This is a genomic window from Candidatus Nitrososphaera evergladensis SR1 (assembly GCF_000730285.1).
Taxonomy (GTDB): Archaea; Thermoproteota; Nitrososphaeria; order Nitrososphaerales; family Nitrososphaeraceae; genus Nitrososphaera; species Nitrososphaera evergladensis.
The window spans coordinates 472,162-496,787 of the sequence record NZ_CP007174.1; the positions used below are offsets into that span (position 1 = coordinate 472,162).

Consider the following 24,626-nt stretch of genomic DNA (forward strand, 5'->3'; position numbering starts at 1 on the left):
TTTGAACAGCGTCAGCTGTTAATCCGTCATTCCAGATATACGTATGCATATGAGTCAGAGAGCTCACCTGCTGCCCATGTTGACTTTGCAGATCTGAAGCTCCGCCAGATTATTTTCTGTAATGCCGTCAGGAGCTGTTGTGATGTATTTGCGCCGTCCTTTCTGCACATGTTTAACTGGTGCCTTTATGCCGTTCTCTTCGGTATAGAACGCATACTTGTTTGTAGCAATCCAGTTCCAAATTTGTTCAACCGTAAACTGGTCTACTCCTATAGCTACCTTTGCAAGTCTTCCGGATGCGTCGTTTACCTTGCAACGAATGCGGAATTCTTCCATAACTAGATTAGGAATTAGCTTCTTTATAAGAATATTATATCAGTCGTGCTTCTACGAGAAGAATTGTTGTGACCGGCAAGGTAACCATCCTTAGAAGCCAAGCCACACATCACAGGACCTGCAGGTTAAACTCCCTGCAAAAAAATCTCCGCGATTCTTCTAACAAACGAGCGAGCAAGCAAGTAGGGTTATTTATTATCGTAAAAGATTCGTGCATTATTTTATAGGACATACGCTTTATTAGCATCAGATCTCAAAAAAATAAAGATATGTTCTCCGACGGATCAAGTCTACGTGTCTTTGTTGCAATAGTCTTGGCTTCAGGTCTTGTAACTGCAGGGCTAGTTCACGTATCTTTCGCTGAAATTCAAATAGCCGGCGGTAATAATAACAATAATAGCGACAACAATAACAACAATACATATTCCAATTTACAATTCGGAATAGAAAATATAGAATTTCCTAATGGCTGGGCAAGAACAGTACAAGAACAAAATAGCACGGCTGGAACGCCCGATGAAATAACAATTACTCTAAAACTTGAAAATGCAACAGGAACGACAACGCAATCCTCCTCTCCGCCTGGTGTTGCAAATCCATTTTCTTTATTCTCATCGTTCTCGTCTCCCACTAATGGCAATATTAGTAGCAGTCTTGACAATGACAACAACAATGGTGCTGCTGCCAATGATCCCTTTTCTCCAACTATTACAATAAAATTGCAAAAAGGTGATGCGTTGCAAAGGCAACTCGCTACAGAGCAAAATCAAACAGAAGGACAAGAAATAGACTTGTTTGCTCAAAATCCATATTGCAAACCATTGAATCCTAACGATGACAATGGCACTGGTAATAGTGGCAATAACAATAATAATACTGCAATAATAAACGGCCACAATTTTACAGTAACAGAACAAGAATGTGACATGGCTCCAATACTCAAGTTATTCTTGGGAGCCTTCTTTGCTGGCTTTGCTAATCTTGCTAATAATAATACCAACCTGAACAACAATAATAGCAGCAGTATCCTTGACAACAATAATACTGCTAATGGTTCAAGCGGTACGAATACAACTGGTACCAATCAAGAAACTACTACTGCCAATAGTGCCTCCACTACCAATACCACCACTGCCACTGGTACAGATGCTGATAAGATTGCCAATTTCCTAGACACGCTACACAACATAACAACAACCGAAAAGAGATACACCTACACCTCAGCTTCTTCTAACCTCAGAGTAGAGCTGTCATACTCGGCACTTACCTTTGTATCAATAGAGGACTTTGAGATAAAAGCTAAGCACTATCAAAGATATCTCCCAGTCTTTGAAAATATAGTGCATAGTGTTAAGATACAGCAAGAAGAATGAGATAGTGATAGTAGTAGCAACAGCATATCAGTGATGATGTTGACAATTATTTGATGGCAATAGTATGTTGGCAGCTGCTACTCCTCTGCACCATGATCGCCCCTCCCCACTTCATTATCATCACAGTTACCACTACGGTCCTTTAACAGCAAAAAATGCATGGCATTGATATAGTACTAAAAGAATAGACGAGAAAGAAGCAGAGCGACGTGTCGCCTCCGCCCGGTCCTGCTACTTTACATTATATACAATCGCAGTCAATATTGCAAAGACGCCGGAAATTGTACCCAAGTTCCTGACTATGCTTCGCAGCTCTTCTTGAGAATCTGCCTTTACCTTCAGGATGGCATCATACGGGCCGCTAGTTTCATGCGATTCTAAAACGCCTTTTACCTTTCTTATGCTCTGCAAGGTCTCTTTCACTGATTGGTAATCGCATTTTATCAGACACAAGGCAAGTGTCATCAACTAGATATGGAGACATCCGATGATAAAGACTCTTTCGTTTCTTTATACTTGGATAATTTTCTAGATCATTTCTATAATTAGTATGTTTATCCAGAAACCCGTGAAAAATCCGGACGTGGGTGCTCAAACGAGACACGAATTCACGAGGGGTGGAGGGGAAAAAAGCGGATCTCTTTCAACCGGCGACTATCTGCTTCGGCGATGCTTCCTTTGACTTCAACATCAAGCAGGTCATCCAAGCTGGCGACATCGCATTGATGCGCACCGAGTGGAAGATGTCCTCACCGTCCCGGCAAATGTCCGTGTATGCAATCGAAGTGGCACGAAGCCAGCCGGACGGCAGTACGTGGCGATGGCTCATAGGCAACCCCTTTACCGTTGGCAGGAACGCCGGTTTTTGAAAGGCGCGGAAAAACCATGAGCACTTCGTTATGTGAGAATAAGACATTTCAGGCACGAGATCTTCTGGTTACCCTCAAGCTTGAGGTTCTTCTTAGGCTCAATTATGGTATTCCTAAATAATTCAGAATTTATAAAATTGTAAACACAAAAGCAAAGAAAGATAAGATCTAGGAATTTGAGGAATGGAATCTGGCCTGCGAGAGCCAATAACAGCAATAAGAGCATAGGTTGTACTACAGGTACAATATAGCTCGCATCGGGCAATTCAATAATGAGGCAGAAATGCACTCCGACAATAATGATGCGCAATCCTTCGTGGCATAAGGGATGTTTTAGTGCCAAGAGAATGACCTTCCATACATCCTAAAATATCATCAAGTCCGAAATAGCCGCGTAGATTAGTAGAAGCAAGACAGCGAGGGAGGGAGAGAGTCCTAATGATGAAAGTGACGATAAAAAAAGTAAAAAAAGTATTATGATGCTATTGATGCCGTGCACATCAACAAAAGCTGCAGCAGCCGTTACCTTGCTTGTCATGGCCGTTGTCATCTTCTCTGTAGTGGTGTCCCCAAACCTATTGTCCCCAGTCGCTGCTCAGAATCTCTCGGAGCAGCAACAACAACGACAAGAAGCAGAATCAAGACTGAAAGTAGAGACTGTCGCCTCTAATCTCCATATCCCCTGGTCAATCGCCTTTGCCTCCGACGGAAGAATCTTTTTTACAGAAAGGGCGGGGAATGTGCAAGTGATAGAAGCAAACGGCACGCTTGCAAAACAGCCCGTTGCAAAGATCGGCGCCGTTGCTGCAATTGGAGAGGGTGGCCTCTTGGGTCTGGCCCTGGACCCGGATTTTGAAAAGAACCACTTTGTCTATCTCTACTACACATACTCTACTATTCCATTTTTTGGCTCTGCCAATCGAGTCTCAAAATTTACCGAAAAGGATAACGCGCTGGTTAATGAACAGATCCTTCTGGACAAAATTCCAGCCGCGTCAAATCATGATGGTGGCAGGATCAAGTTTGGCCCCGATGGAAAGCTCTACGTGGCCACTGGAGACGCTGCGAATGGAAGCTCGTCGCAGGACCTTGGCTCTCTGGCAGGCAAGATCTTGCGGATCAATTCGGACGGAACCATTCCTGCGGATAATCCCTTTTCCAACTCGCCCGTTTACTCGTACGGTCATAGAAATCCACAGGGATTTGACTGGGATCCATCGACGGGCAAGCTTGTAGAGGCCGAGCATGGGCCATCAGGTGAGAAGGGTCTCTTCGCACACGATGAAGTTAATGTAATCGAACCTGGAAAAAACTATGGATGGCCCAATGTTATTGGAAAGGCCAATGATACTAGATACGTAGATCCAGTCCTGGAAACCGGTAATGTCACGTGGGCCCCTTCTGGCGCAAGCTTTTATCATGGAGATAAAATCCCTGAGTGGAAAAACAAGTTCCTTGTGGCGACCCTGAGGGGGCAGCATCTTGAAGTAATGCAGCTGGACACCAGCGCAGAAAACAATAAAGAAGCAGCATCATCATCGTCAGTAGTCATATCGAGCGAAGCAATCTTTCAGAATATGTACGGGAGGCTGCGCGATGTTCAAGAGGGACCCGATGGCTATGTCTATGTCTTGACAAGCAACACAGATGGAAGAGGCTCGCCTGCAGTTGATGACGACAAGATTCTTCGAATATCGCCACAATAACTTTTCTTTGTTTTTTCGGGTTCTCCAGCAACACTGACGCTAGCTAGCTTAACTCGTCCTTTACGTCCTTCCCATATTGCTTGAGCAGTTTATGGATCTTCGGTTCGATGACAAACCTGCAATACTGAGCATCCTGATGATATTCGTAGTATTTCTTGTGGTAATCTTCTGCGACGTAAAATTTCTTAAAAGGTACTATCTCTGTCACAATGGGGTCTTTGTAAACGCCGCTAGCCTCAAGCTCTCTCTTTGAATTCTCTGCAATCTCCCTTTGTTTATCATCGTGGTAAAATATTGCTGACCTGTACTGCGTGCCCACATCATTGCCTTGTCTATTAAGGGTAGTTGGATCGTGGGTATGCCAGAAAACATCAAGCAGTTTTTCAAAAGAAATAACTGTTGGATCAAATTCTATTTGAGCGGCTTCTGCATGACCCGTCCTTCCCGTGCATACAGCTTCGTACGATGGATTTTCTACCTTTCCTCCTGAATAGCCTGGCAGGACCGATTTTACGCCTTTTAGCCGTCTGAATATTGCCTCAGAACACCAGAAGCAGCCATTGGCAAGCGTAGCGATTTCAGTTGTCATCATCATCATCACTTGTCGTCTTCTTCTTTATCACGTCCTCGTGCAGGGATAAAACGTATTGACAGTGAATTGACGCACTCTCTAGTGTTCTTGGCTGTCAGCCCTTCTCCGATAAATTCATGCCCCAAGTGAGCGCCGCATTTTGCGCACTCTATCTCCATTCTTACTCCATCTGGATCTGGCAGGCGTTTTATGGCATTGGGAAAACTGTCATCAAAAGCGGGCCATCCGCAGCCTGCATCAAACTTGCTCTTGGACGAAAAAAGAGGTTGGTTGCATCGCCGGCATACGTATGTGCCCTCTTTGTAAAAATTGTCATATTCACCAGAGAAAGGGCGCTCCGTTCCCTTGCGTACTATTATTCTTTCTTCTTCTGGAGTTAGATTGTTGTAACTCATAGTGTATGTGTACTACTTTTTCCACTCTTCGCGCCTTTATGTCTTTTATTTGCCTTACAAAAAACCTGCGCAGGGAGAGTGCGAGAAGCCTCGGAATAAGCCAAGCTTTTGACTTGCTTGTCCAATTCAAGTCACTGATAGTTATGTATGTATGTATGCATGTGTGTGTTTCTGGACATAAGCACCTACTCGTGCGTAGAGCCGACCGACTCGCGAATCGTCGCCCCATTATTATTACTATTATTCTTTGAATCAATTGTTATTACTTTCTCATCGTACCTGTTCTTTTTGATTAGACGCGACATTTCTACCGCGCCGCTAACTGTTCGCATGATGTCTTGCTTGAAAGCCAGAGATTTTGCATTATCCGAGACATTGTTCTCAGTATCCTCTGCGTACCAGCCCCGGCTCCATCCAGAGAACGGGAATTTGCCAAATACGAATCCCAGCTGCGACCAAAATGACAAGAGTTCGCCGGCGACATGCTGCACGTTATCCTGTCCGCCCGTTATGATAAAGGCGCTCACCTTGTCGCGTATCAAGTAGTTGTTGTGCGTAATTATCTGGTTCTGCACGCAGTTCATGCGCTGGACCATTTGGTAGTACAGAGAGCTGGCGCTTCCCCAGCGGATTGGTGTCGCGACAATGACCACGTCTGCCCACACTATCATTCTCTGATAGATTTCTATCATCTGGTCTTTCTCATCCATCTCTGATATCGAGCACGGAAAGATGCAAGCCTTGGCGTTTTTGGAGTAATAGCCTTCGCAGTGACGAAAGTTGAGCTGCCTGAGCTTGAGCATGACGGTTTCTGCGCCGTATTTCCTCTTCGCATAATCTAACGCAAACTGTAGAGATGATTCAGAAGTACTTTTTCGAGGCGTTACCTCGTCGTTCATGTTAGTTGTAGAGAGACCTAGGACGCGAACTTTTGTCGCGTTGTCATCATCAACTGGCAGAACCTGCGAACTTTCAACATTTCTAATATGTTGCTTGACTGCACTTTCGAGTTCCTGATATGCCTTGTGGGGTTTGGATATTCTCTTTCCGACGGCTTTGGGAATAGGGCTTACATAGATTCTTCCCTCCAAGACCCGTACCGGATACGAGCTTATGCTGTCACCACCTTTGTGCGCAGACTTGCCATTCCTGACAGAATATTTCCAGCCGTGCCAGGGGCACGTAATAATGTCGCCTTTGAGGGCGCCTTCATTTAGAGGTCCACCCTTGTGCACGCAGACGTTTGATATCGCAAAGAAGGCACCATCCACGTTGAAAACGGCGATTTCGATTTTGCTATTGCGGTCGCTGCTACCGCCGCCTCCGCCACGGTCGCCATTTGTTGTTATTGTAAACGCTCTTGACTGCCCCTGTGATATTTGGTCAGCGCGACAGATGTATTGAAAATTATTATTGTTACTATTTTCATCGTCGAGCATATCTGCTCATCTCTGTATATACATCTCTCCAGCCTCGCTTTTCTTTTTTCCTGTTATGGCAAGGAAGCAAAAAATTAGACAAGACTTCCAGCTGTATATGTTTGGCCGCCTTCTCACACTCGCAACAGAGATGGATGCTAAGATAAGTTCCGGTTCATTGTAATATTATAATTAAAGAGACTGCCAATCAAGTATCTCTTTACATAATAACTTTAAGTCATTACACTCTTGAAAAAGCCACCACCATGCGAGCCTCATCAAACGTACACGTGATTGTAACCGTCACGTTTATGGTATTGATTTTGGCTGGGTCCTTAGCACACTCGCTCTTGCCTTCTTTGGGAGTGGGCGCAGCTGAAGGTGCTCAATCCAAGGTCCTTATCGTAAACGCACTCTCGCTGCCGTCAAACGGCAGCAACAAGCCGATAAGCATACCTGTGGAGATTTGGTCGGGCGACCATCCTCCATCTGTCCCTCCTCCTCCTCCCAATCATGGTCAGGAGAATCAGCAACAGGCACTAAAGAAAGGAAATACTCCTATGGCTTTTGTAGGCAAAGAGGGAGCGACATATGTCGTCAAGGTAAATGACAACCAGCAATTTACCTTTGACCATTGGAAGGATGGCGATACAAATAGTGTTAAACAGGTAAAGCTTTCAAAATCTCTGCCCGTAATTGAATTGACTGCTTTTTTCAAGAAAAAGACTGAACCACCATCGCCGTCATCCACGCTGGTTGTAAACGCTTTGACAGCTAACGGCGAGCCGTTGCATATGTCGGCAACAATCCGGTCCGGAAAAGCGGTTGTGAAAACAGGACTGCTGACTCCATTTACGTTTCATGGAACCCCCGGCAAAACCTACACGCTGACTCTCGATGAAAAAAATAATGGCAAAAGTGCTGTGGCGGCATCATCATTATCCTCATTTCCCATTCTAGGTAACGATGACAGCGGCGGCAACAAGAAGCAGCCTGATCAGTCAAAGAAGGGTGCCCTTCCTCCTCTCAGCGTTATATTCAATCACTGGAACGATACAGGAAACACGAACAGAGTCCGCAGCATCACGATGCCAGCAAACGACGGTGGAGTCTTGAAACTAGTGGGAATCTACAACAAAGGCGACAGGGTAACACTAGAGGACCTTGGGGTGCTGCAGCTTGTGTCCCATGACCTATATAATACGATCCGCGATGGCCCCAATCCAGGCAGCATAGAGGATGAAAGGCTTAATCTTAGTACCCTGCTTGATCATGGAGATGACCAGATAATTCTAGGAGGGGAGCCAAGGAACAGCGAGAACATAGCAATTCACACGGTGGCAGTAAACCTTGGCAAGATGTACCTTGGTCTAGTTGGTAGCGGGATTGATCCGGCCGATGCAAGAAACCAGACCATTCAAGTGTACCTTGCCAAGCTTGAAAAGGCATACAACCATGCCTTCCACGAGCCGCTGCCTGCCCCTGCTCCTAACCCGCATGAGGAAAAGCCGGACAGCGCAGAGAACCTTACCGGTGACTTGTCTTTGAGGGCGGTGCACTCGTACGTCCCGGGCCACATCATGGTAAATGGAGTCGACACACCCATACTTGATCCGTCGCTCAGGGGCAAGACTCTTTCCGCCAAGGACATGCAGCAGCTGTCAAAGCCGCTTGATGGGACGTTTGACCCCGTGTTCAGAAACGTCACCATATTCCTGCCCCCGCCCAACCCGCCGCCAAACCTCTTCACCATAGACCTCTTTGAAAGGGACAGCAGCTTTGCAAAGCAGTTTGGGACAGACGTCTCGTTTGAGGAGTTTATGGGCGAGCTCAAGGACGGCCGGTTCGACAAAGACGAACAAGTAATGAACTATCTGAGAGAAGACGTTGCGGCAGGACTACTGTTGTCTTCCTCCGAGGAAGATAATGAGGAGGAGGTGGATGACTGAAAGAGGAAGAGAAAGTGATAGAAAGCTCTCATTCTTCCTCCTCTTATCTTTATCTCCATACGATAGAACATGCGTGTGTGTATGCGTATGTCTGTGCTCTTTTTTACACAGAAGATGGCCACTTAGTTTCCATACAGAGTGAAATTGCCAAACCCATTATAATAACAAAATCGTACTTTTTGTTGTATATATGAATAATATGGACTTCGCGCGTTTCTTTGGAATCGTACGGATCCGGATGGTATTAGCCCGCGGTGAGGCCAGACGAAACAACCATCAAAGAAAGCTATGCGATGTTTGCAGCCGTCAATTTTCGGCATTTGAAGAGATGGAAGACCATCGCAGAAAGATGCATCCTGATGTCATGGTGTAAGTCTGCGTTATCATAAGACATAGAGATCAACCTCACCAACGAATCTCGTAAATACGAGTCTTTGGTATTTTCAGAGTGTCAAATGACAACAACTGCTTCTTCCGGCAATTCTAGGAGTAATAATGATACTGCTGCCAGTAGCATCAACGTAATGCCTATTTCGAGCATAATGGTTCAGGACGTGAAAACTGTTAGTGAAGAGCAAACCATCTTGGATGTCTGCAGGGTCATGCATAATAACAATATTGGCAGCGTGGTGGTAGTAGCCAGTAAAGGGCAAAACAAGAATCCTGCTTCCTACTCATCATCCTCGTCATCATCATCAACAACAGATGGAAAACAACCTTCCTTTGACGAACCGACAGGCATCATTACCGAACGCGACATTGTAAGACACATTGCCCTAAAATTAATCGCGATACAAGCGCCTGTCCACGACGTGATGAGCAAGCCCATAGTTACTGTTAGACCTGAAACTTCGTTGACTGAGGCAATCCAGATAATGCAGACAAGAGATTTTCGGAGGTTGATTGTGGTAAATAATGAAGGAGGAATCATCGGGATAATCACTGACAAGGATATTTTTCGTGCCATTGCACGGAGTCGAGCATTGATTTCAGGACTCCTGAGCGAGCAGCAGCCATTGCCGTCATCACCAACAGATAGAGGTGGTCTTCTGGACCAACTGGAGATGGAGGCACTTACTGAGCTATTCAGGCCTAAACTTGGCTGAGCGTGTATTGTCCTCTGGTATTATATGTCGACAAGGAAGATAGGACTGAACTTCAGCATCGGCATAACAATCTTTGGTAACCCTCTGCTTTGAGAGACAATCAACTCCGTTAAGGTAGGGCCTCTGGCAGAAGAATGCAGTGGTAATGATGTGATCGATACTCTGAGAAATGATTGGCACGTGTATACTCTAGTAATATGTCAACACCTACAAACGAAGAGTTTCAGGCAGCCAAGATAGGAATTGAAGTCATAATAAGGCACGTATCCCATCATGCCGACTTTAGAGGACAGATAATGCGTCTTGATAAGAATGCACAATTTGCCAGAATTACTTTTCAGACGAGCTTGCCAAGCTCTGACCTTATTTTTGGTGCACTATATTTTGCTTCCATCGATCGGTTCTACACTGAGATAAAGTGATCTTACTACAAGATAAGAGTGCGCTGCAGAACCTACAAACGCGCACCATGGATTAAATGTCGTTTTGAATAAGAACAAGAGGGGAGGGGCATCACTAAACAATGAAACCAAATGTTTTTGCCATGAAGGACTGGCACCTTGAGCATATTGAAAAAGTGGCAGTCAAATTTGCAAGAGGTCTAGCCTCTACAGCAACATATTCTGAAAAACGCAATCACAAGAAATTTGGCACGGCTACGTTCTGTATAAAGCAGATAGAATATGATATGAAGCACGGCGTTGAAAAGAGCGAAGTAATGGAAGTATTTCGCAAAATTAGGCTGGATGAAAAATACGCCAAGTTATGGTCCAATGTTGAAGCACTCAACAGATTGCAGGAGCTAGAAGACCGTCTTCTGCTAACTGGCGGCCAAGAAATAGTAGGAGCGGCGGCAAAAGATGACCGTTTTCTCTGGCACAAAAACGCCTACAAGGGTTAAAAGAGAACACAAGAGAGAATGAGATAGCTTTTCTCACTGCTTCTTCTGTCCCTCTCTGCCTGACCTTAAGAACAAATGCATTTCTTTCTACTACTGTTGTTATCATCATCTTTTTGGACACGCAAAAAATACGCATCAAGAAAAAGGATTGTCATTATTTTTGGACGATGACGATAGGGTTCTGTCAAGTAGTCGGGTATCGATTACATTCGGCAAAATGTGAGCACAATTTGCAAGACCGTAAATAGTTCGCTGTTTTGCTGGCGCGCTTTTTTATAATAGGTGTTATGAAGTAGAATACACACGAAAATGTCCGCAGACGGTGCTACTACAACTAACAACACCAATCCTTCCTCTTCTTCCCCGCCATCAAAGCCGAAAAGCAACAAGATCGCATTTGCAGTGATACGGATGCCTGATGGCATAGAGCACGAGATTCCTTTGCCTCCAAAAACATTTAGTTCTGGCAGAGAAGGGTGCTACGCACAAATCCCAGGATTCTTCTATAATGATGAGGTATATGGTGGGCAGATACAGGTATGGAAAAAGGGGGAAAAGGGACAACAGAAGGCCTGAGATGATTTTTTCCAGCTATTGTCTCTCCCCTATGCCCCGTATGTATTGGCACTACTGCTGCCTTGCTAACGGAGGTGATACGCCTCCTATCTTTTCTATACTGAAGGTAAGTATGTAGTCACCGGTGCTCGAACGCACACTGATGTTGCCCGAAGGATAGTTTGGTGCCGTATATGCCACATTTACAACTCCTAGCTTCTCATTTGAATTTAGGTGAGCACCAAGCCACGACGCCACCTTTGATATTTGAGGCCAGTAGTCGCAGACGTAATGGGCGCCAGGTATGGGTTTGCAGGTAGTCTCTGCCCAAGTAGGCAACTTTGGTGGCGTCCAGCCTTCCCAATCTTCTTCTATTCCGTATGCCCCAACGTTAATCGCCCCGCCGGGTGCTACATTGATGTCAACATACTTTGATGCAGGAAGCTTTACGACTTCGCCAGGAGACACGTCGTTCATTCCTCCATCGCAGTCACTTTTGCCGGCCGCAGGGGTGCAAGTATCTATGAAGATTTGCTTGCCATTGGCTCCTCCAAACATTTTGAATTCGCCATCGCCACTCAGCGCACCCTCATGGTCATTGAGGACCTTCACTTGGATGAATTTTACCCGGTAAGTATCTTGAAGGATTGGTTTCACAATGACGCGCTGTGCATCGGCCTGTGCGGTCATGCCAAATGACAAGAGGGCTGTTGCGGTTGCTGCTGTCAGTATCACGACGACTACTGCTCGCATCGCTAGATGATGACGTTTGTCTTGTTTGTGTGGTTTACTATCCGACGTCATTTCTCATAATTCACCCTGTTTTGCATGTATAACGTAACTAAGCTGGCAATTATTTAAGGAAAATGTACATATCTTCAGAACAATTGATGCGTTTGTGATTATATAACAAATTCATGCAAATTTTTGAGTACAAGTTATTTATTGGTACTGTATCGTTCGCGTTGGACAATGCGATAATAATAACAACAATAGAACAAAAAACGCCTTATCTGCATGATACGTGGTGTGTAGTAAAAACTCCTTACTCGAGATGGAATTCATTTGCATCTGCCAGAAATGGCACATATACATCATCTACACACTTGTTCCACCTGATCATTTCATTTTCTGCCAATCAGTCTGGGTCAGCTGCCGCCACTTGGCATTAGCCTGTATCTGCGTATGATCTTTTTTTCCTGTCCCTTTTGCTGAGCAATTCTTTGGGCAAGCGTCCCTTCCTTGCGTGCTAATCTTGAAGGCCTATCCTCCGGTTTTGTCAGCTCGATCTTTATTCGAAAAGGCGTCTTGGACGTAAATACTAATCCCTGCGACGGGTCGATTCTTATCCTATTTGGATTAATTTGATTCTGCGCGGTACACTCGATCTTGATGGGTTGAGGATTCCTCTGCGTCTTGCCAATTTCCGGGTAGTTCACCATAAGTTCTGCCTTGGCATTGTTTAGCGTATTTGTAACAGAGTAAGTTCCAGGCCGAATGATGGTGGTGGAAAAGATGTCATCCTCCTTTAATTCAGAGCTATCAAATACCTTGACCTGGGAGCCTTTTTCATACTTGCGAATCTCTACTACATAACCGCCAGGCCCTGTGGAGACATAAAATACTCCGTATCCTCCCCTTCTCAATGTGAAACGATCACTGGCTGTATCCTTTAGATCAACTTTGATCTGTTCGGCGGCTGCAGCATTTGTGTTAGTGGCGGCGGCCGCCTGAGAACTACTACTAATAATATTATTATCCTCTACAACTGTAACGGTGAATCTTTGCGTCTTGATGGGTCCCTTCATCACAATGCCTTCGTACTCGCCAGGCTGTGCAAATCTGTGTATGACGGCGGACAGTATCGAAAGTGATCCGCTGTCTACATTTACTTGGGTGAACAGGTGGCGGTTGATATTATTTATTAGATTCATGTCTCTAATTTCCCACGTCTCCTTCTACTATCATTTCATTACCGCCGCTATTAACTCTGATACCTAAAAACTCGATTGGAATCTTTACCGGGATTAGTGGTGCAACAGGATTTGCAGGCGTGGGGACGGGGTTTGCTGGAAGGACCTCCAAGGGGTCCTCGAGCTCAAAGAGCGTTATGGCGATATACTGACTTATGGCATCGATGAGCGCTTGAAATATTCCTAGGTTGCCAATCAAGTCCAGCAGGAATTCTCCAACGTCGTCGGGGATGTCCAGGACAGTTCTGATTATCCCTTCAATACCTCCAAGAACAAAGTCGATAAAGTCTATTGCCCAGTCTGGAAGCCCGAGAGAGCCAAGGAGGTTATCGATTGCGTCGACTATGAGGTTGTGAAATAGATCTCCTGCGGTGTCGGCTATGTCAATTATGTCAAGATCGATTGGAAGTGTTGGTACCAGAGTAATCTGCCATCTGTTTGACAACCCTCCAGAACCAACGCCGTAGAACACCTTGGGGATTGCGCTAAAAGTTATTTCAGACGTTATGATTCCGCTTAGGTCAAGCGGTATGGAGATATCCGGGCTACCGCTGAAAAGGTCTATGGAAGGCGCCCTAACTAGGCATCCGCCAAAGGGGTTGGGAATAATGCAAAATCCCCCTATGGTGACCGTGGGGATGTCAATGCCAATATTGACATGCAGCGTGTCCCACTTGACATCCAGTTCGCTTACCACTATTGAGCCACTGCTGCGCAGGTCAATCGTGCCACCTTCAAGATGTGCTGCTACCGAGTAAGATGCAGTGAATATGCCGGAGCTGCCTGTGCCTGATTTGACAAACTTGAAGCCCTTGATGACGGCACCGTAAATCTCCTTGAAGGCTTGTTCGGATATTGCAGCCGTCAGGTCAAAGGTTCCAGTCCGAGTGCGAGGCCGGACAGTTCTGGTTATTGTTCCTCCTCCTCCGCCACCACCGCCCCCACTACCTCCGCCTCCGCTGCCCGATGGAGAAATCACTATGTCAAGATCCACCTTGTCTAAATTGATAAATGTCTTGAGTTGGTCGTCCTCTATTGCAGGGTTGTTAGGGACTGCCGTGGATGCCGAAACTTGGATATCTCCTGAAACTTGGACATCGTCGCCTGGATTAGGGCTTGGCAGTTCAAATAAGCCAAATGCCAGTTTTGAAATGAATTCTGCAACAGGGGGAAATATTCCGTGATTCAGGACTAGCCTGGCGTAACATTCGATTGCGTTTTCCATACCTTCCGGCTTTAGGTCTACTATCTCTATGCCGTCCACTCTGGGCTCTATTCTTTGATTTCCGACCAGCCCTGTTATCTTGCATCCTGCCGTTGCGAACAGGTCAAGGCAAAAACATTCCAGCCGCGTTGCTGGCAAAGTTATGTTACTGTTATCGCCATCTCGACCCGGCAGGGAAGCGCCGGCATGAGGTCCCAGAATATCCTGCAGAGCTGCATTGGAATTTGATATGATACGACGTTCTCTGGCAAAGCTACTGGCAAAAGTTGATAGTGATGATGATGTTGTTGCCAATTTTCCGGGCAGCACTATTTCTTTTGATGGGCAGCCAATTCCTGCACACACTCTAAAGTGCACGGCCAGGCGCTGACTTGCAAGAGGACTGAGTTCAGGAGGGAGGCTGAATACGTTCCCTCTGAAAAAGTCCATTTCCCCTTTAGAAAGTTGAACTCCAAAATTCAGCCCCAAGTTGGTCGGACCTAAAGAAGTATCCTGCGGAAGGCCACTCAATCCAATGACTGGCAGTGGGTCAAGAACCGTGACCAGAGGGTTCCGATTTCGAATCACTTCTGGGGCTGCATCGATGCGCTCACAAAGTAATTGAGGGTTGGATGCTACTAACGACGTCCCATAGTTAAAGAGGGATGGACGCTGGCGCATGATATGCCGAATTACTCTATTAATGCCCTCATCATGGATCGCAGCAAAAATGTCACAGTTATTAGTTAAGGACATTATTGTGTGTCCAGATTTGGGACTTTTAACCATTGTGTAGGGAAGTTCGCTTTTATCTTGCCTTTGAAAGTATGTGCCATATACTTTGTAATATAACATGCAGCCGCAGTGTCTTTCAATATATCATACAAATGAAATTTTCTTTGTAATTAGTTGAAATATTTCTGCAGTGACCGCCGTAACATGTCATTGACCTGTCCAAAGTGCTGCACTGTTCTGAATATGAAGTACTTTGACGGCGGCTACTGGGTAGCAAGCAAAGATCCCGTATGGACCTGCAGTTCTTGCAACACATTTTACCGCGCAAAGGAGCTAAAGAAAAGCCTTTGCAGCGTGTAACGAGACAACAACAATAACAATTGCAACTAACTTGAAGGGAAGGGCCGATCGCAGTCTTTTATTACTTCTTTGTGCCATATCACTATGAGAAAGAGGAACGGAAAAAAGAGAGATAGGTGGTGATGGCCGCGCTCCATTGGTAGTGGATTATCAGTTTCTCAACTCGCTTTGTGAGCAAATTCTAGCGAGGGCTAATTCTATTCGATGGACAGCCATTGCAAGCGACAATGGTGTAATCCTAAGTTCTAAGCAAAGGCCCGGCTTGTTGCCCCTTTTGACACAGGAGGAAAATGAGGAATATGTCCTCTCCGCGATATCCCGGCATAAGACTAGGACAAAATTTGAAACAAAAATAGGAAAACTAAGGTATGCCTTTGGAAAGTATGAAGGATTGAATCGTGCTACCATACCAATTACAAAGCATCATTATCTGCTCTTGACTATTGACAAGGAAGAAAAGAATTTTGACTCGATAATAACGGAAAAGATCCTTCCGCTCATTGACAATAATATCAATCGGTTCACAGACTCCCCGATGGAAAAGGATCCTGCCAGCGAATATGAATTAGGTACTTTTAGATGTATCACCTGTGCAAAAGAGTTCTTGACCAAAGAGGATGCCGATGAACACCACTATGAAACTCATAAACAAGAATCAATTCATGCTAACGAATAGTCTTGGAGGTACGCGCAAACTACTGGTGGTGGATTTAAACTACCACACACACGCACATAACAAGCAGAAAACTTTCGGAGTACAAAATACCAAACAACAACCCTGCATGTATCAGTGTGAATATTCTGCGTTCGATGCTGTAACTTGGTTGCAGGATGATGCTAATCTATTTTCACAGGCGACCGGAGGCTTGATAAAACCCTATTGCTGCCTGGTCTGGTTCTGCGGCTGTACAGGTAGCTCAAAAAATGGAAATGCATTGGTACCTAGAGCCAATGGCATCTGTCCGTTCCACTTGTTTATGGATTGCCACTTAAGATAATCCGGACTCTGTTTCAATTGCTCGTTAATGATCTTGATTGCCTGTGATTCACCATTTGCTTTAGCCACATTTGCTCTCGCTTGTGCTTCAGCTTGAACCACAGTCTGGTTTGCAACCACTTGTACTGCCTTGAGGTTGTTCTGTTCAGTTAGATATTTTTGGTAAGCTACTACTTTTGCTTCAATTTGATTGGCGAATGCTTCCGAAAATTTAAAGTCAGTTATGAATACTGTCTCAACACTGATGTCTCTCTGAGACAGTGTTTTACGTATAGTATCAGCAATTACGCCTTTTGCCGTCTCCCTCTTTGTAATCAGCTCTTCTGCATTAAATTTTGCGACGCTTGCCTTGACAGATTCTTGTATGGTAGGCGAGATTATTCTGTCCGCATAGTCCGCACCTAGCTGTTGGAAGATGGTGTTTACGCCATTCGGATCAATATGGTAGTTTAATGCTATGACCGTCTGCACTTCTTGCAAGTCATTTGAGGCCGCAGAGGCATCAGCTTGGAATTTCAACGTTCTCACCTCCATCTGTATTACCTGCTCTGCAAATGGTGTTATGAAATGTATCCCTTCGCTGAGTACGCGGGGTTCAACAGCACCCAGATAAAGGACGACCCCTCTGTGTCCTGCCTGCACAATAACTACCGATTCAGCGAGGATAATTATGACGACTATGACAGTTACAACCGCTGCCACGATTTTTAGCTTGTTTTCTACTCTTGGAAGAGTCGGCATTTTTAATGATGGTATTCCTAGTCCAGACGGCTGCTGCTGTTGTTGTGACGGTGGTGGATGTTCGTATCTGACTTCCCGTTGTCTGTTGCGTCGCCGCCGCATATAACGCCTAATCCCTATTGAAGAAAGGACAGCAGCTATAATGAGCAAAATTATGCTGAAAACGAGTGCAGACGGAAACACATCATCCGCCATTGCTTATTATATGCACTCTTAGGCATTTAAGCTACATGCGCATAATCGACTTGAGAAGCAAGACGCTTTCTCTCCTTTTACTGCAATGGATTTAAAGAATGACCTATGATGGTGTCTCCTTTCATTATGAGGCAACATGCACATTTTTGCTGAATGCACAGCCCTGCCTCTTCATGTTTGCATATTGGACATAGGCATGCTTGACGGGTAATCGAGGAAATTTTCTTTTGTTGATTCGCCCTTCTGTCGGCATATAACCATAATGTGACAACAGATAATCCAAGTACGAAAAAGATGAGAATTGTGCGTATTGGTATTCGTAGAACGAGTAAAGAAATGGCAAAGAGTACTGTTCCTATCCCGAGGATTGAAAGCCAGCGTGTTGTAAAGTCCATGTGCGTATGGTCCTCGCTCAACCACTGATCCTGTCTGTTAAGCGCATGTTATCGCTTCTGCCTCTTCTTCCTCCTCACGTTGCCTATCCTCTGAAATAATAACTTCTGAATTGGATACGTTTTTCTTTTTTTTGCGAAGCGCCCTGACTTTCTCAAGAATTTCCTTTAATTCGGCTTCTGAAACCTTTGCAATACTCGCATCGCATTTGAGGCCCCTCTCATGAAGTACTTCCTCGGTTAACGTGATAATCTCATCCTTGTGTTCTTTTTCTTCCTTTGTTAGCATACCTTGGCTCATAAATCTAAAGAAAGCAAAATCACTCATAGTATCTAATTCTGCAATCTTGCTATTTACCTTATAGTTTAGGAAAATGCGCACTGCCGCTATTGTGGCATCGTCGAATTAACGGGCCGGCCATATTTCTTTGAAACCAAGATGCTGCTGGCGGTGGCTTTAGAGGTCGTTTTTGTTTCAAGCTCAAGTGCAGCCAGACCAACGATCTCCCTTGCGGCAGATAATGATGATATGCTGCTGTCAACAGAGGTCGCTGACAATGGCAATAATAATAGCAGCATCGGTCATGATTGTTGGAAATGGGTACGCTATCCTCTGGCTACGGAGAATGGCAGCAGTTTAAAACCTCCTTATCATGCGAGGGCTACGAATGCCATTTGCCAAAATACTACAATGATGAAGTATGCCGCAACGTGCTAGGATAAATTTGCGCTCGACAAACGGCGTGCGCGTCTGCTCCTTTTCGCGCACGCAAAAGGAACAAATAGAGAGTCTCCAAAAAAGGAGCACGGACTGAAAAAAATGTATACGGAACTGATGGTAGCAGGAGGAGTCTTTTGGTCCATTACATATGTCCTGATAATCCGTCAAGGATTCAAAGACAAGACTTTTGGAATGCCGCTAGCGGCCCTTTGTGCAAACATTTCTTGGGAGGCGATATTCTCGATGCTTCATCCCGTTTCACCGCCTCAACTGTACATAAACTATGCATGGTTTGCACTTGATGCGATCATTGTATTTCAGTTCTTAAAATATGGCAAAAAAGAATTTTTTCCAAAATTCTCTACGGCTCAATTCTATCTTGCATTTTCATTTGGGCTGGTGATGGCCTTCTTTGCCGTACTTTTTGTAACATACGAATTTGAGGACTGGCATGGGGCGTACGCGGCTTTTGCACAGAACCTGATGATGTCTGTCTTGTTCATATGGATGTTTTTCAGCCGCAGCAGTGACGACAATAGTAGTAATAGCCTTAGAGGACAGTCCTTCTACATTGCCCTCTTCAAGATGCTTGGAACCGGCGTTAGCAGCCTTGCATTCTACCTGTACCAGCCGATCTCGCACGGGTCATTTCTGATGACATATCTCTACGTTTCCATATTCGTATGCGACGTAATATACACAGGGTTGGTGTACCAACGCTCCAGGCAGCAAAAGATATCACTACTCTTCTTTGGGCAGTTGTTAAAGAAGTAGGAAAGGATGGGAAGGAAAAAGGTGCGAAAGGCAGGATTTTGAACCTCCCATACTGACGGGTCGCTTGACAGGCACATCATTTAATATCAAAGAAGCAGGTCTGTGTGGTTTCGAGCCTCTCTGATAAAATCTCTTAATTGGACTGATTATTTCAGAAATAGAGCTCCTGCGCAATCTCGTGATTTAGAACTTCAGGGTTCTGCATAATCTCGTTGGCAGGCGATTATTTGGTCTTAGCTTTTTTATCAAAGCATGTACTTTTCGTCGACAATTGATTTAAGCCGTCTTTAGAACAGATCTATATCGAGGCATTGTAACCTTGTGCGATAATATCAATACCTGGTTATCACACATTGTGCGGAGGGCTAGCAGAAATCAAAAGCGAGCCTTCGACCCCAAAGCTGAAGCCGCGCTAATGCATGTGTCTATTTCTACGATGCTTATCATCAGGATGAATTGATACAACCATTTTGGCATTTGTCCTCCCTCTCTTTCTACGACCTTCTCTTTATCTGGTGTCTGGAGCCGTTCTGATGCCTGGCTATGCACAGTCGCTCTATGTGTGCAGGCAAGGAAGAGGGCGCTAGGCTCCGTCCATGCCGTCTCTGCCATCCCTCCCATCTTTGCCATCCATACCGTTTATCGCGTCCTGCCCGTCTTGACCGTTCTGACCATTATTATTACTTGATTCCGACTGAGTGGCGTTTTCTTCGGTTACTATCGTCGGCACCGTAACAAAGGACTGGTCGCCTGCAACGCTGTTAATACTGTCGCACTTGAAAAAGGCCGTCTCATTGAACTTATAGTATATTGAGCCGTTGAAAACCTCGTCACATACAAACTCGTTTCCTTCCGAGTCAAAGTACGACTCGCTCGTCTCATTATATCTGTGCATCGGGTTGTGCCTCTCGTAGAGCATTATCTTCTTCGTCTCATTGGTTCGTGCTGTCGCCGCCGTCGTTTCGTCGTCGTCGCTGCTGCCGGCTGTGCCACCCTTGCCACCCTCGCCTCCGAGGCCACCATTTTGGCCTTTGCCGTTGAGGCCCGGATGCCCATCACGGCCATCGTTCGCCGTTTTATTGCTATTCTTTGGGTCATTGTCCCCTCTATTAGGAATTGCAATCACATATTGTAGTGATGTTGCATATGACAGAAGACCTAATCCAACAGCTGCAATAGCCACGAAAAGCATGATGTTTTTGCTAGATATGGCATTCCACATCATTTAATAGACTATGAGATGCCCCCTTAAAGCATTGAGAAGCGATAATTCATAATACAATTATCGCAAAAACTCTTTTAAGATTATTATTACCTTAAATTAGGTAGAAAGACCAATAGTGTCTTACTCTATGAAAGTATAATAATTTCATAATCTATGAAAAAAATACTAGGATAATGATGTTTGACTCTAGCTATCTGTAATATTTGGTCATTATACCCATTATTTTGCATCAGTCTTAAATCAAACTTTTGTTAGACAGCGTCTGATGATAAGCAGTCATGTAAAAAGCAAAATGTTGTTGATGAGCCTAGTGCTGGGGCTCGCAATCGCATCATATGCAATCTCTTTACCTGATGCGTTTGCATCCAATGGCGGCAACGGTGGCAATGGCGGCGATGGAGGAGATAGTTATGGTTCCGGCGACGGCGGAAACGGAGGTAACGGCGGCAATGGTGGAGACGGCGGCGACTGCGTCTTCTGTCCCGGACATGGCAGCGGCGGCAACGGAGGTAACGGAGGTAACGGTGGAAATGGAGGAGATAGTCACGGTTCCGGTAACGGAGGTAACGGTGGGAATGGCGGCAACGGAGGTAACGGCGGCAATAGCGGATATGATGAAGACGACGATGATGACGACAAACACTACAAGCACCCCAAATACCACAAGCACCACAAGCACAAACATCACTGATACCTAAAGAACAGCAGGCCCCTTCGACAGTAAAATGGAATAGAAAGGGAGAGGGTAAAAGCAATAGATAGCAGCATTGCAGGCTCTACAGTAAATGTGGTAACTACTGGCGTTACCACTACTTTTTCATTTTTATGTCATTATTATGACCGTGCCGAATAGACTTGCTTTAACAAAATCAAAGACGTACATTTTTTGCAGGCACAGCCGCAGCGAGAAACGGTATCAAGAACAATCGGCACACACAACAAAACCCGCCACCGAAAACCAAATAATTCTTGTACGGGGTGCAGAATACAATCTTCTTCCTATATATGATTTCATTATTTTGTTATCTGCTAGAATACCTGTTGTGGTTAAAAACAAACCTCGAAATTTAGGACGATGAATAATACCATCATCAACAACAAAAAAAGATACAAAACGCCGGCAATCGTCATTTCAATGATGCTTGTCTCCGGCATGTTCTCGATAGCGGCGACCCAAGAGCCAAACCTGGCAGCCGCCCAGACACCGTCACCGGACTTGTTTGCTTTTAAAAAGAGCGGTACCAAATCCAACAGCACCGAGGTCTATGCAATCCCTGGTACTAACCCTCAGCAGCTGCTACTCCAGACAGGTACTGCTCTTCCAGAGACGGACGAGACATACGAGTTTGCAGTAGACGATTGGAACCATGATGGCACAGCGGATATAGTCGCCATCAAGATGAGTGACACCAAATCCAACAGCACAGAAGTCGAGGTCCTAGATGGCGCTTCCAACTTTACCACATTCCTCCTTGACACAGGTACTGCCCTGCCAGACACTGACGAAACGTACGATTTTGGATTCGACGACTGGAACAACGACGGCTCTTCAGACTTGGTTGCCATCAAGATGACAAACACTGCAACAAACAGCACAGAGGTGCAGGTACTTGACGGCGCTTCCAACTTTACTGCGTTCTTGGTTCAGACCAGCACTGCCCTGCCAGAAACAGGTGACGGGTTTGATTTTGCAGTAGACGACTGGAACAACGACGGAACTGCTGACGTAATAGCCATAAAGATGGCAAACACCCAATCCAACAGCACCGAGATACAGGTTGTATCAGGAGCCGATCCACAAAAGTTCCTTGTCCAGACGAGCACAGCCCTGCCGCAAGCCGGCGAGGAATTTGATTTTGCTGCAGATGACTGGAACAACGATGGCACTTCCGACCTTGTCGCCATTAAAATGATTGACACAGAAACAAACGGCACTGAATTGCACGTAATTTCTGGTGCCAACCCGCAGCAGTTCCTTGTTCAAACAGGCACGGCCTTGCCGGAGACAGGAGAAACATATGATTTTGACACATGGAAAGCTCGGTCGTAGAACGGCAGTAGCGGCGGTGTCATCCCTGTCTGCGGATGAACTGGATTTCACCCGCTGATCCTGATGTGCTCGCCACGTGGCTAAAAAGAAGAAGGAGGAGCGGGCAAGAAATCTCAAAGAAGGCAGAAAAAGAGGATGAGGAGGCAAGGAGCAAAAATATCCTTATTCGCGTGCTTCTGTCCCTCTCCTTCTCCCTTTCTGTTCCTTAAAGATCCTGTGTCACTAGAGACCTTTTTCAATCAAAGGCATAGTCTCCGCTAGACAAACACTTGTTACAGATCCTTCGCATTACGATAATACTGCTATCTTGTGTCTCAAAGAGTACCGTTGCCGTTGCAATGTCTCCACATGCATTGCAATAGAAAGGACTTGATCTGTTCTTTCTTGGCTCTAGGGGTTTTGTATCAAGGTGTTTTAGCATGACCATCGAATAGAAATCCAAGATAATTAAGCCCTGCTTACCGGCTGATCATTGATCATTTGAGCAGGGCAAATACATTCTATCTAAAAAATCTGCAACAATGGCAAGTCAGAGCGATTATCTGGAATTTAACCGACCAATTGGTACTGTAGAGGCTGCCATCAGGCTTTATTCCATGCGTGTGGAACTAATTACTCCCATATGTCGTTTCTTGACAAAAAAAAGCGTTATGTTTGTGGTAACAGCAACGATCCAACAAAAGCAGCAGCTCTGGCCATCTTGACAGTTGCCTTGTTGCTCATGGCAACAATGATGTCGCCTGCCCTTGGCAGACTGGTACAATCTGCCGCAGCAGTTGAATTGACTGCTGCCACCGACGCCGACGATGATGATGACGGTGATAATAGAAGTGGTACTAGTGGCGATAATGAAGATAATAATAACAATAGCGAACTGAAACAATATGCACTTCAAAGGATAAACGAAGACAGGGCCAAATTTGGCATCGCTCCTGTCAGCATGGGCGACAATATGGCTGCGCAGGTACATGCCAAAGATGTTTTAAAAACACGGATGATATCGCATTGGACGACAGACGGAGAAAAGCCGTACATGACATATTCTAGGCTCGGCGGAGAAGGCGCAGTAGCGCAGAATGTCGCTACTTCTGGTTATCCGCAGGATTATGACGGATGCGTCTCTGGCACCTTGCTATGTGAAAAGACCGATCCGCGCAAAGCGATAGACCAGGTGGAATACAACATGATGGATAAAGACAAAGAATGCTGCGACGACGGCCACAGAAACAATATTCTCGACAAGCACCATACTCACGTGAGCATTGGAATCGCGTACGACGACTACTTTTTTGTCATGGTGCAGAACTTTGAGGATAAATACACAGTATGGACGCACAGGATAAGCGAAGAACAAGAGGAGACCGACGCCAACAACAACGACGACGATGATAGTGATGACAATTCGGGTCAACAACAGCAAATGGAGATGATAACTATGAGCGGATCATTGGTGGACAATAGAGGCGACAGCAGCACTGACAACAACAACGACGATGGTGATGGCGGTTTGTCTCTCGTAAATGTGCAAGTCTATTACGACAGCCTGCCGACCCCAGAGATTTACGAGCAACATAGATACGACAAGTCATACGGTTTGGGCAAACTCATCGCTCTTGTAGCAGAGCCTGCGCCAGAAGGCACTGCCTATAAACAACCTGACAAATTCTCTATCATAGAAGCTCAAAACTGGCAAGCACAAGGTTCGGAATTTGACATCGCCTTCTCTTTGCAGGAACTATCCGATACATATGGAAAGGGAGTTTACACGATAGTGATGCTTGCCCAGAATTCAGAAGATGAAGTGCTTCCCACATCTGAAACATCTGTTTTCGTGAACTAGCAGAGAAATCTCGCGACATTGCTGCTCCGCTGTATCTTCTGCGAACAAGTGGTGAATACCGTTCTCTCTTTTTCTCTCCTCTCCTCTTTCGAATCCAAGATTGCATGTGTTGCAGGCTCTGTTGCTGGCTTGCAATCTGTGATAGCGTATGTTGAGGCAATGTCTGAGCTAGCGAAGGGCTGCCTGCTGCCTCCATCTCCTTCCCCTCCTTCCTTGATA

General features: G+C 45.4%; 26 protein-coding genes. 13 read left to right on the forward strand and 13 right to left on the reverse strand.

Features of this window, described 5'->3' with window-relative positions:
* Positions 1 to 63: 63 nt before the first annotated feature.
* On the reverse strand, positions 64 to 336 hold the full coding sequence (locus NTE_RS02290; protein WP_148699557.1) for a DUF3892 domain-containing protein: 273 nt from the start codon (positions 334 to 336) through the stop codon (positions 64 to 66).
* A gap of 269 nt (positions 337 to 605) precedes the next feature.
* Here NTE_RS02290 and NTE_RS02295 point away from each other — a divergent pair, with 269 nt between their 5' ends.
* On the forward strand, positions 606 to 1,709 hold the full coding sequence (locus NTE_RS02295) for a hypothetical protein (RefSeq protein ID WP_148699558.1): 1,104 nt from the start codon (positions 606 to 608) through the stop codon (positions 1,707 to 1,709).
* Positions 1,710 to 1,940: 231 nt separating this feature from the next.
* Here the strand turns inward: NTE_RS02295 and NTE_RS02300 are convergent, their stop codons facing one another.
* Together NTE_RS02300 and NTE_RS16270 are read right to left on the reverse strand one after the other, a co-directional pair.
* Positions 1,941 to 2,174, reverse strand: coding sequence for an Lrp/AsnC family transcriptional regulator (locus tag NTE_RS02300; protein ID WP_148699559.1), 234 nt, complete (start codon positions 2,172 to 2,174; stop codon positions 1,941 to 1,943).
* Between the two features lie 178 nt (positions 2,175 to 2,352).
* Positions 2,353 to 2,538 carry a hypothetical protein gene (locus NTE_RS16270; RefSeq protein ID WP_158385020.1) on the reverse strand — a complete coding sequence of 62 codons (186 nt, stop codon included), beginning with the start codon at positions 2,536 to 2,538 and terminating at the stop codon, positions 2,353 to 2,355.
* 528 nt (positions 2,539 to 3,066) lie between these two features.
* Between NTE_RS16270 and NTE_RS02305 the strand changes: the two genes are divergently transcribed.
* Positions 3,067 to 4,284 carry a PQQ-dependent sugar dehydrogenase gene (locus NTE_RS02305; RefSeq protein WP_226987125.1) on the forward strand — a complete coding sequence of 406 codons (1,218 nt, stop codon included), beginning with the start codon at positions 3,067 to 3,069 and terminating at the stop codon, positions 4,282 to 4,284.
* Positions 4,285 to 4,327: 43 nt separating this feature from the next.
* On the opposite strand, the gene msrA is transcribed toward NTE_RS02305, so the two are convergent.
* The 3 genes from msrA to NTE_RS02320 form a co-directional block, all read right to left on the reverse strand.
* The gene (gene msrA, locus NTE_RS02310; protein ID WP_226987126.1) at positions 4,328 to 4,882 is read right to left on the reverse strand and encodes a peptide-methionine (S)-S-oxide reductase MsrA; all 555 of its coding nucleotides are present in this window, start codon (positions 4,880 to 4,882) and stop codon (positions 4,328 to 4,330) included.
* The gene (locus NTE_RS02315; protein ID WP_148699560.1) at positions 4,882 to 5,271 is read right to left on the reverse strand and encodes a methionine-R-sulfoxide reductase; all 390 of its coding nucleotides are present in this window, start codon (positions 5,269 to 5,271) and stop codon (positions 4,882 to 4,884) included. The genes msrA and NTE_RS02315 overlap by 1 nt, the downstream gene beginning before the upstream one ends.
* 185 nt (positions 5,272 to 5,456) lie before the next feature.
* Positions 5,457 to 6,710, reverse strand: a complete 1,254-nt coding sequence (locus NTE_RS02320; protein ID WP_148699561.1) for a Rieske 2Fe-2S domain-containing protein — start codon at positions 6,708 to 6,710, stop codon at positions 5,457 to 5,459.
* Between the two features lie 302 nt (positions 6,711 to 7,012).
* On the opposite strand from NTE_RS02320, the gene NTE_RS02325 reads away from it, so the two are divergent.
* From NTE_RS02325 to NTE_RS02345, 5 genes are all read left to right on the forward strand, one after another.
* On the forward strand, positions 7,013 to 8,638 hold the full coding sequence (locus NTE_RS02325; protein ID WP_226987127.1) for a hypothetical protein: 1,626 nt from the start codon (positions 7,013 to 7,015) through the stop codon (positions 8,636 to 8,638).
* 455 nt (positions 8,639 to 9,093) lie between these two features.
* Positions 9,094 to 9,744: a CBS domain-containing protein gene (locus NTE_RS02330; protein WP_148699563.1), complete on the forward strand. Its 651-nt coding sequence runs from the start codon at positions 9,094 to 9,096 to the stop codon at positions 9,742 to 9,744.
* Between the two features lie 197 nt (positions 9,745 to 9,941).
* A complete protein-coding gene (locus NTE_RS02335; protein WP_148699564.1) occupies positions 9,942 to 10,166 on the forward strand; it encodes a hypothetical protein in 225 nt (74 codons plus the stop codon).
* Positions 10,167 to 10,288: 122 nt separating this feature from the next.
* Complete coding sequence (locus NTE_RS02340; protein WP_148699565.1) at positions 10,289 to 10,645, forward strand: hypothetical protein; 357 nt, start codon at positions 10,289 to 10,291, stop codon at positions 10,643 to 10,645.
* Positions 10,646 to 10,954: 309 nt separating this feature from the next.
* The gene (locus tag NTE_RS02345) at positions 10,955 to 11,221 is read left to right on the forward strand and encodes a hypothetical protein (protein ID WP_148699566.1); all 267 of its coding nucleotides are present in this window, start codon (positions 10,955 to 10,957) and stop codon (positions 11,219 to 11,221) included.
* A 51-nt stretch (positions 11,222 to 11,272) separates the two neighbouring features.
* Here NTE_RS02345 and NTE_RS02350 read toward each other — a convergent pair whose 3' ends face one another.
* The 3 genes from NTE_RS02350 to NTE_RS02360 all read right to left on the reverse strand — a co-directional run bounded on the left by NTE_RS02350 (position 11,273) and on the right by NTE_RS02360 (position 14,965).
* Complete coding sequence (locus NTE_RS02350) at positions 11,273 to 12,004, reverse strand: hypothetical protein (RefSeq protein ID WP_148699567.1); 732 nt, start codon at positions 12,002 to 12,004, stop codon at positions 11,273 to 11,275.
* A 344-nt stretch (positions 12,005 to 12,348) separates the two neighbouring features.
* A complete protein-coding gene (locus NTE_RS02355; RefSeq protein WP_148699568.1) occupies positions 12,349 to 13,134 on the reverse strand; it encodes a hypothetical protein in 786 nt (261 codons plus the stop codon).
* 4 nt (positions 13,135 to 13,138) lie between these two features.
* Positions 13,139 to 14,965, reverse strand: a complete 1,827-nt coding sequence (locus tag NTE_RS02360; protein WP_148699569.1) for a hypothetical protein — start codon at positions 14,963 to 14,965, stop codon at positions 13,139 to 13,141.
* Positions 14,966 to 15,746: 781 nt separating this feature from the next.
* Here NTE_RS02360 and NTE_RS02365 point away from each other — a divergent pair.
* Positions 15,747 to 16,148 (forward strand): hypothetical protein, encoded by a 402-nt coding sequence (locus NTE_RS02365; protein ID WP_148699570.1) that lies wholly within the window; start codon positions 15,747 to 15,749, stop codon positions 16,146 to 16,148.
* A gap of 201 nt (positions 16,149 to 16,349) precedes the next feature.
* Here NTE_RS02365 and NTE_RS02370 read toward each other — a convergent pair whose 3' ends face one another.
* The 3 genes from NTE_RS02370 to NTE_RS16275 all read right to left on the reverse strand — a co-directional run bounded on the left by NTE_RS02370 (position 16,350) and on the right by NTE_RS16275 (position 18,355).
* Positions 16,350 to 17,405, reverse strand: coding sequence for a prohibitin family protein (locus NTE_RS02370; protein ID WP_148699571.1), 1,056 nt, complete (start codon positions 17,403 to 17,405; stop codon positions 16,350 to 16,352).
* A 432-nt stretch (positions 17,406 to 17,837) separates the two neighbouring features.
* Positions 17,838 to 18,125: a hypothetical protein gene (locus NTE_RS02375; protein WP_148699572.1), complete on the reverse strand. Its 288-nt coding sequence runs from the start codon at positions 18,123 to 18,125 to the stop codon at positions 17,838 to 17,840.
* Between the two features lie 59 nt (positions 18,126 to 18,184).
* Entirely contained in the window at positions 18,185 to 18,355 is a 171-nt protein-coding gene (locus NTE_RS16275; RefSeq protein WP_158385021.1) for a hypothetical protein, read from the reverse strand.
* Positions 18,356 to 18,548: 193 nt separating this feature from the next.
* Here NTE_RS16275 and NTE_RS02380 point away from each other — a divergent pair, with 193 nt between their 5' ends.
* Complete coding sequence (locus tag NTE_RS02380) at positions 18,549 to 19,292, forward strand: transmembrane-type terpene cyclase (RefSeq protein ID WP_476727298.1); 744 nt, start codon at positions 18,549 to 18,551, stop codon at positions 19,290 to 19,292.
* 583 nt (positions 19,293 to 19,875) lie between these two features.
* On the opposite strand, the gene NTE_RS02385 is transcribed toward NTE_RS02380, so the two are convergent.
* Entirely contained in the window at positions 19,876 to 20,517 is a 642-nt protein-coding gene (locus NTE_RS02385; protein ID WP_148699574.1) for a hypothetical protein, read from the reverse strand.
* Between the two features lie 368 nt (positions 20,518 to 20,885).
* Here NTE_RS02385 and NTE_RS02390 point away from each other — a divergent pair, with 368 nt between their 5' ends.
* The 4 genes from NTE_RS02390 to NTE_RS02400 all read left to right on the forward strand — a co-directional run bounded on the left by NTE_RS02390 (position 20,886) and on the right by NTE_RS02400 (position 24,407).
* Positions 20,886 to 21,215, forward strand: a complete 330-nt coding sequence (locus NTE_RS02390; RefSeq protein WP_158385023.1) for a hypothetical protein — start codon at positions 20,886 to 20,888, stop codon at positions 21,213 to 21,215.
* 377 nt (positions 21,216 to 21,592) lie between these two features.
* A complete protein-coding gene (locus NTE_RS02395) occupies positions 21,593 to 22,567 on the forward strand; it encodes an FG-GAP repeat domain-containing protein (protein WP_148699575.1) in 975 nt (324 codons plus the stop codon).
* Positions 22,568 to 22,602: 35 nt separating this feature from the next.
* Positions 22,603 to 22,776 (forward strand): hypothetical protein, encoded by a 174-nt coding sequence (locus tag NTE_RS16280; RefSeq protein WP_158385025.1) that lies wholly within the window; start codon positions 22,603 to 22,605, stop codon positions 22,774 to 22,776.
* A gap of 413 nt (positions 22,777 to 23,189) precedes the next feature.
* Positions 23,190 to 24,407, forward strand: coding sequence for a CAP domain-containing protein (locus NTE_RS02400; protein ID WP_148699576.1), 1,218 nt, complete (start codon positions 23,190 to 23,192; stop codon positions 24,405 to 24,407).
* The last annotated feature ends 219 nt before the right edge of the window (positions 24,408 to 24,626 follow it).

Coding starts and splice junctions, on each gene's coding strand:
- NTE_RS02290 (WP_148699557.1), bottom strand. CDS start 336: ATGGAAGAATTCCGCATTCGTTGCAAGGTAAACGACGCATCCGGAAGA.
- NTE_RS02295 (WP_148699558.1), top strand. CDS start 606: ATGTTCTCCGACGGATCAAGTCTACGTGTCTTTGTTGCAATAGTCTTG.
- NTE_RS02300 (WP_148699559.1), bottom strand. CDS start 2,174: ATGACACTTGCCTTGTGTCTGATAAAATGCGATTACCAATCAGTGAAA.
- NTE_RS16270 (WP_158385020.1), bottom strand. CDS start 2,538: ATGAGCCATCGCCACGTACTGCCGTCCGGCTGGCTTCGTGCCACTTCG.
- NTE_RS02305 (WP_226987125.1), top strand. CDS start 3,067: ATGCCGTGCACATCAACAAAAGCTGCAGCAGCCGTTACCTTGCTTGTC.
- msrA (WP_226987126.1), bottom strand. CDS start 4,882: ATGATGATGATGACAACTGAAATCGCTACGCTTGCCAATGGCTGCTTC.
- NTE_RS02315 (WP_148699560.1), bottom strand. CDS start 5,271: ATGAGTTACAACAATCTAACTCCAGAAGAAGAAAGAATAATAGTACGC.
- NTE_RS02320 (WP_148699561.1), bottom strand. CDS start 6,710: ATGCTCGACGATGAAAATAGTAACAATAATAATTTTCAATACATCTGT.
- NTE_RS02330 (WP_148699563.1), top strand. CDS start 9,094: ATGACAACAACTGCTTCTTCCGGCAATTCTAGGAGTAATAATGATACT.
- NTE_RS02335 (WP_148699564.1), top strand. CDS start 9,942: ATGTCAACACCTACAAACGAAGAGTTTCAGGCAGCCAAGATAGGAATT.
- NTE_RS02340 (WP_148699565.1), top strand. CDS start 10,289: ATGAAGGACTGGCACCTTGAGCATATTGAAAAAGTGGCAGTCAAATTT.
- NTE_RS02345 (WP_148699566.1), top strand. CDS start 10,955: ATGTCCGCAGACGGTGCTACTACAACTAACAACACCAATCCTTCCTCT.
- NTE_RS02350 (WP_148699567.1), bottom strand. CDS start 12,004: ATGACGTCGGATAGTAAACCACACAAACAAGACAAACGTCATCATCTA.
- NTE_RS02355 (WP_148699568.1), bottom strand. CDS start 13,134: ATGAATCTAATAAATAATATCAACCGCCACCTGTTCACCCAAGTAAAT.
- NTE_RS02370 (WP_148699571.1), bottom strand. CDS start 17,405: ATGGCGGATGATGTGTTTCCGTCTGCACTCGTTTTCAGCATAATTTTG.
- NTE_RS02375 (WP_148699572.1), bottom strand. CDS start 18,125: ATGAGTGATTTTGCTTTCTTTAGATTTATGAGCCAAGGTATGCTAACA.
- NTE_RS02385 (WP_148699574.1), bottom strand. CDS start 20,517: ATGATGTGGAATGCCATATCTAGCAAAAACATCATGCTTTTCGTGGCT.
- NTE_RS02390 (WP_158385023.1), top strand. CDS start 20,886: ATGGCGGCAACGGTGGCAATGGCGGCGATGGAGGAGATAGTTATGGTT.
- NTE_RS02395 (WP_148699575.1), top strand. CDS start 21,593: ATGAATAATACCATCATCAACAACAAAAAAAGATACAAAACGCCGGCA.
- NTE_RS16280 (WP_158385025.1), top strand. CDS start 22,603: ATGAACTGGATTTCACCCGCTGATCCTGATGTGCTCGCCACGTGGCTA.
- NTE_RS02400 (WP_148699576.1), top strand. CDS start 23,190: ATGTCGTTTCTTGACAAAAAAAAGCGTTATGTTTGTGGTAACAGCAAC.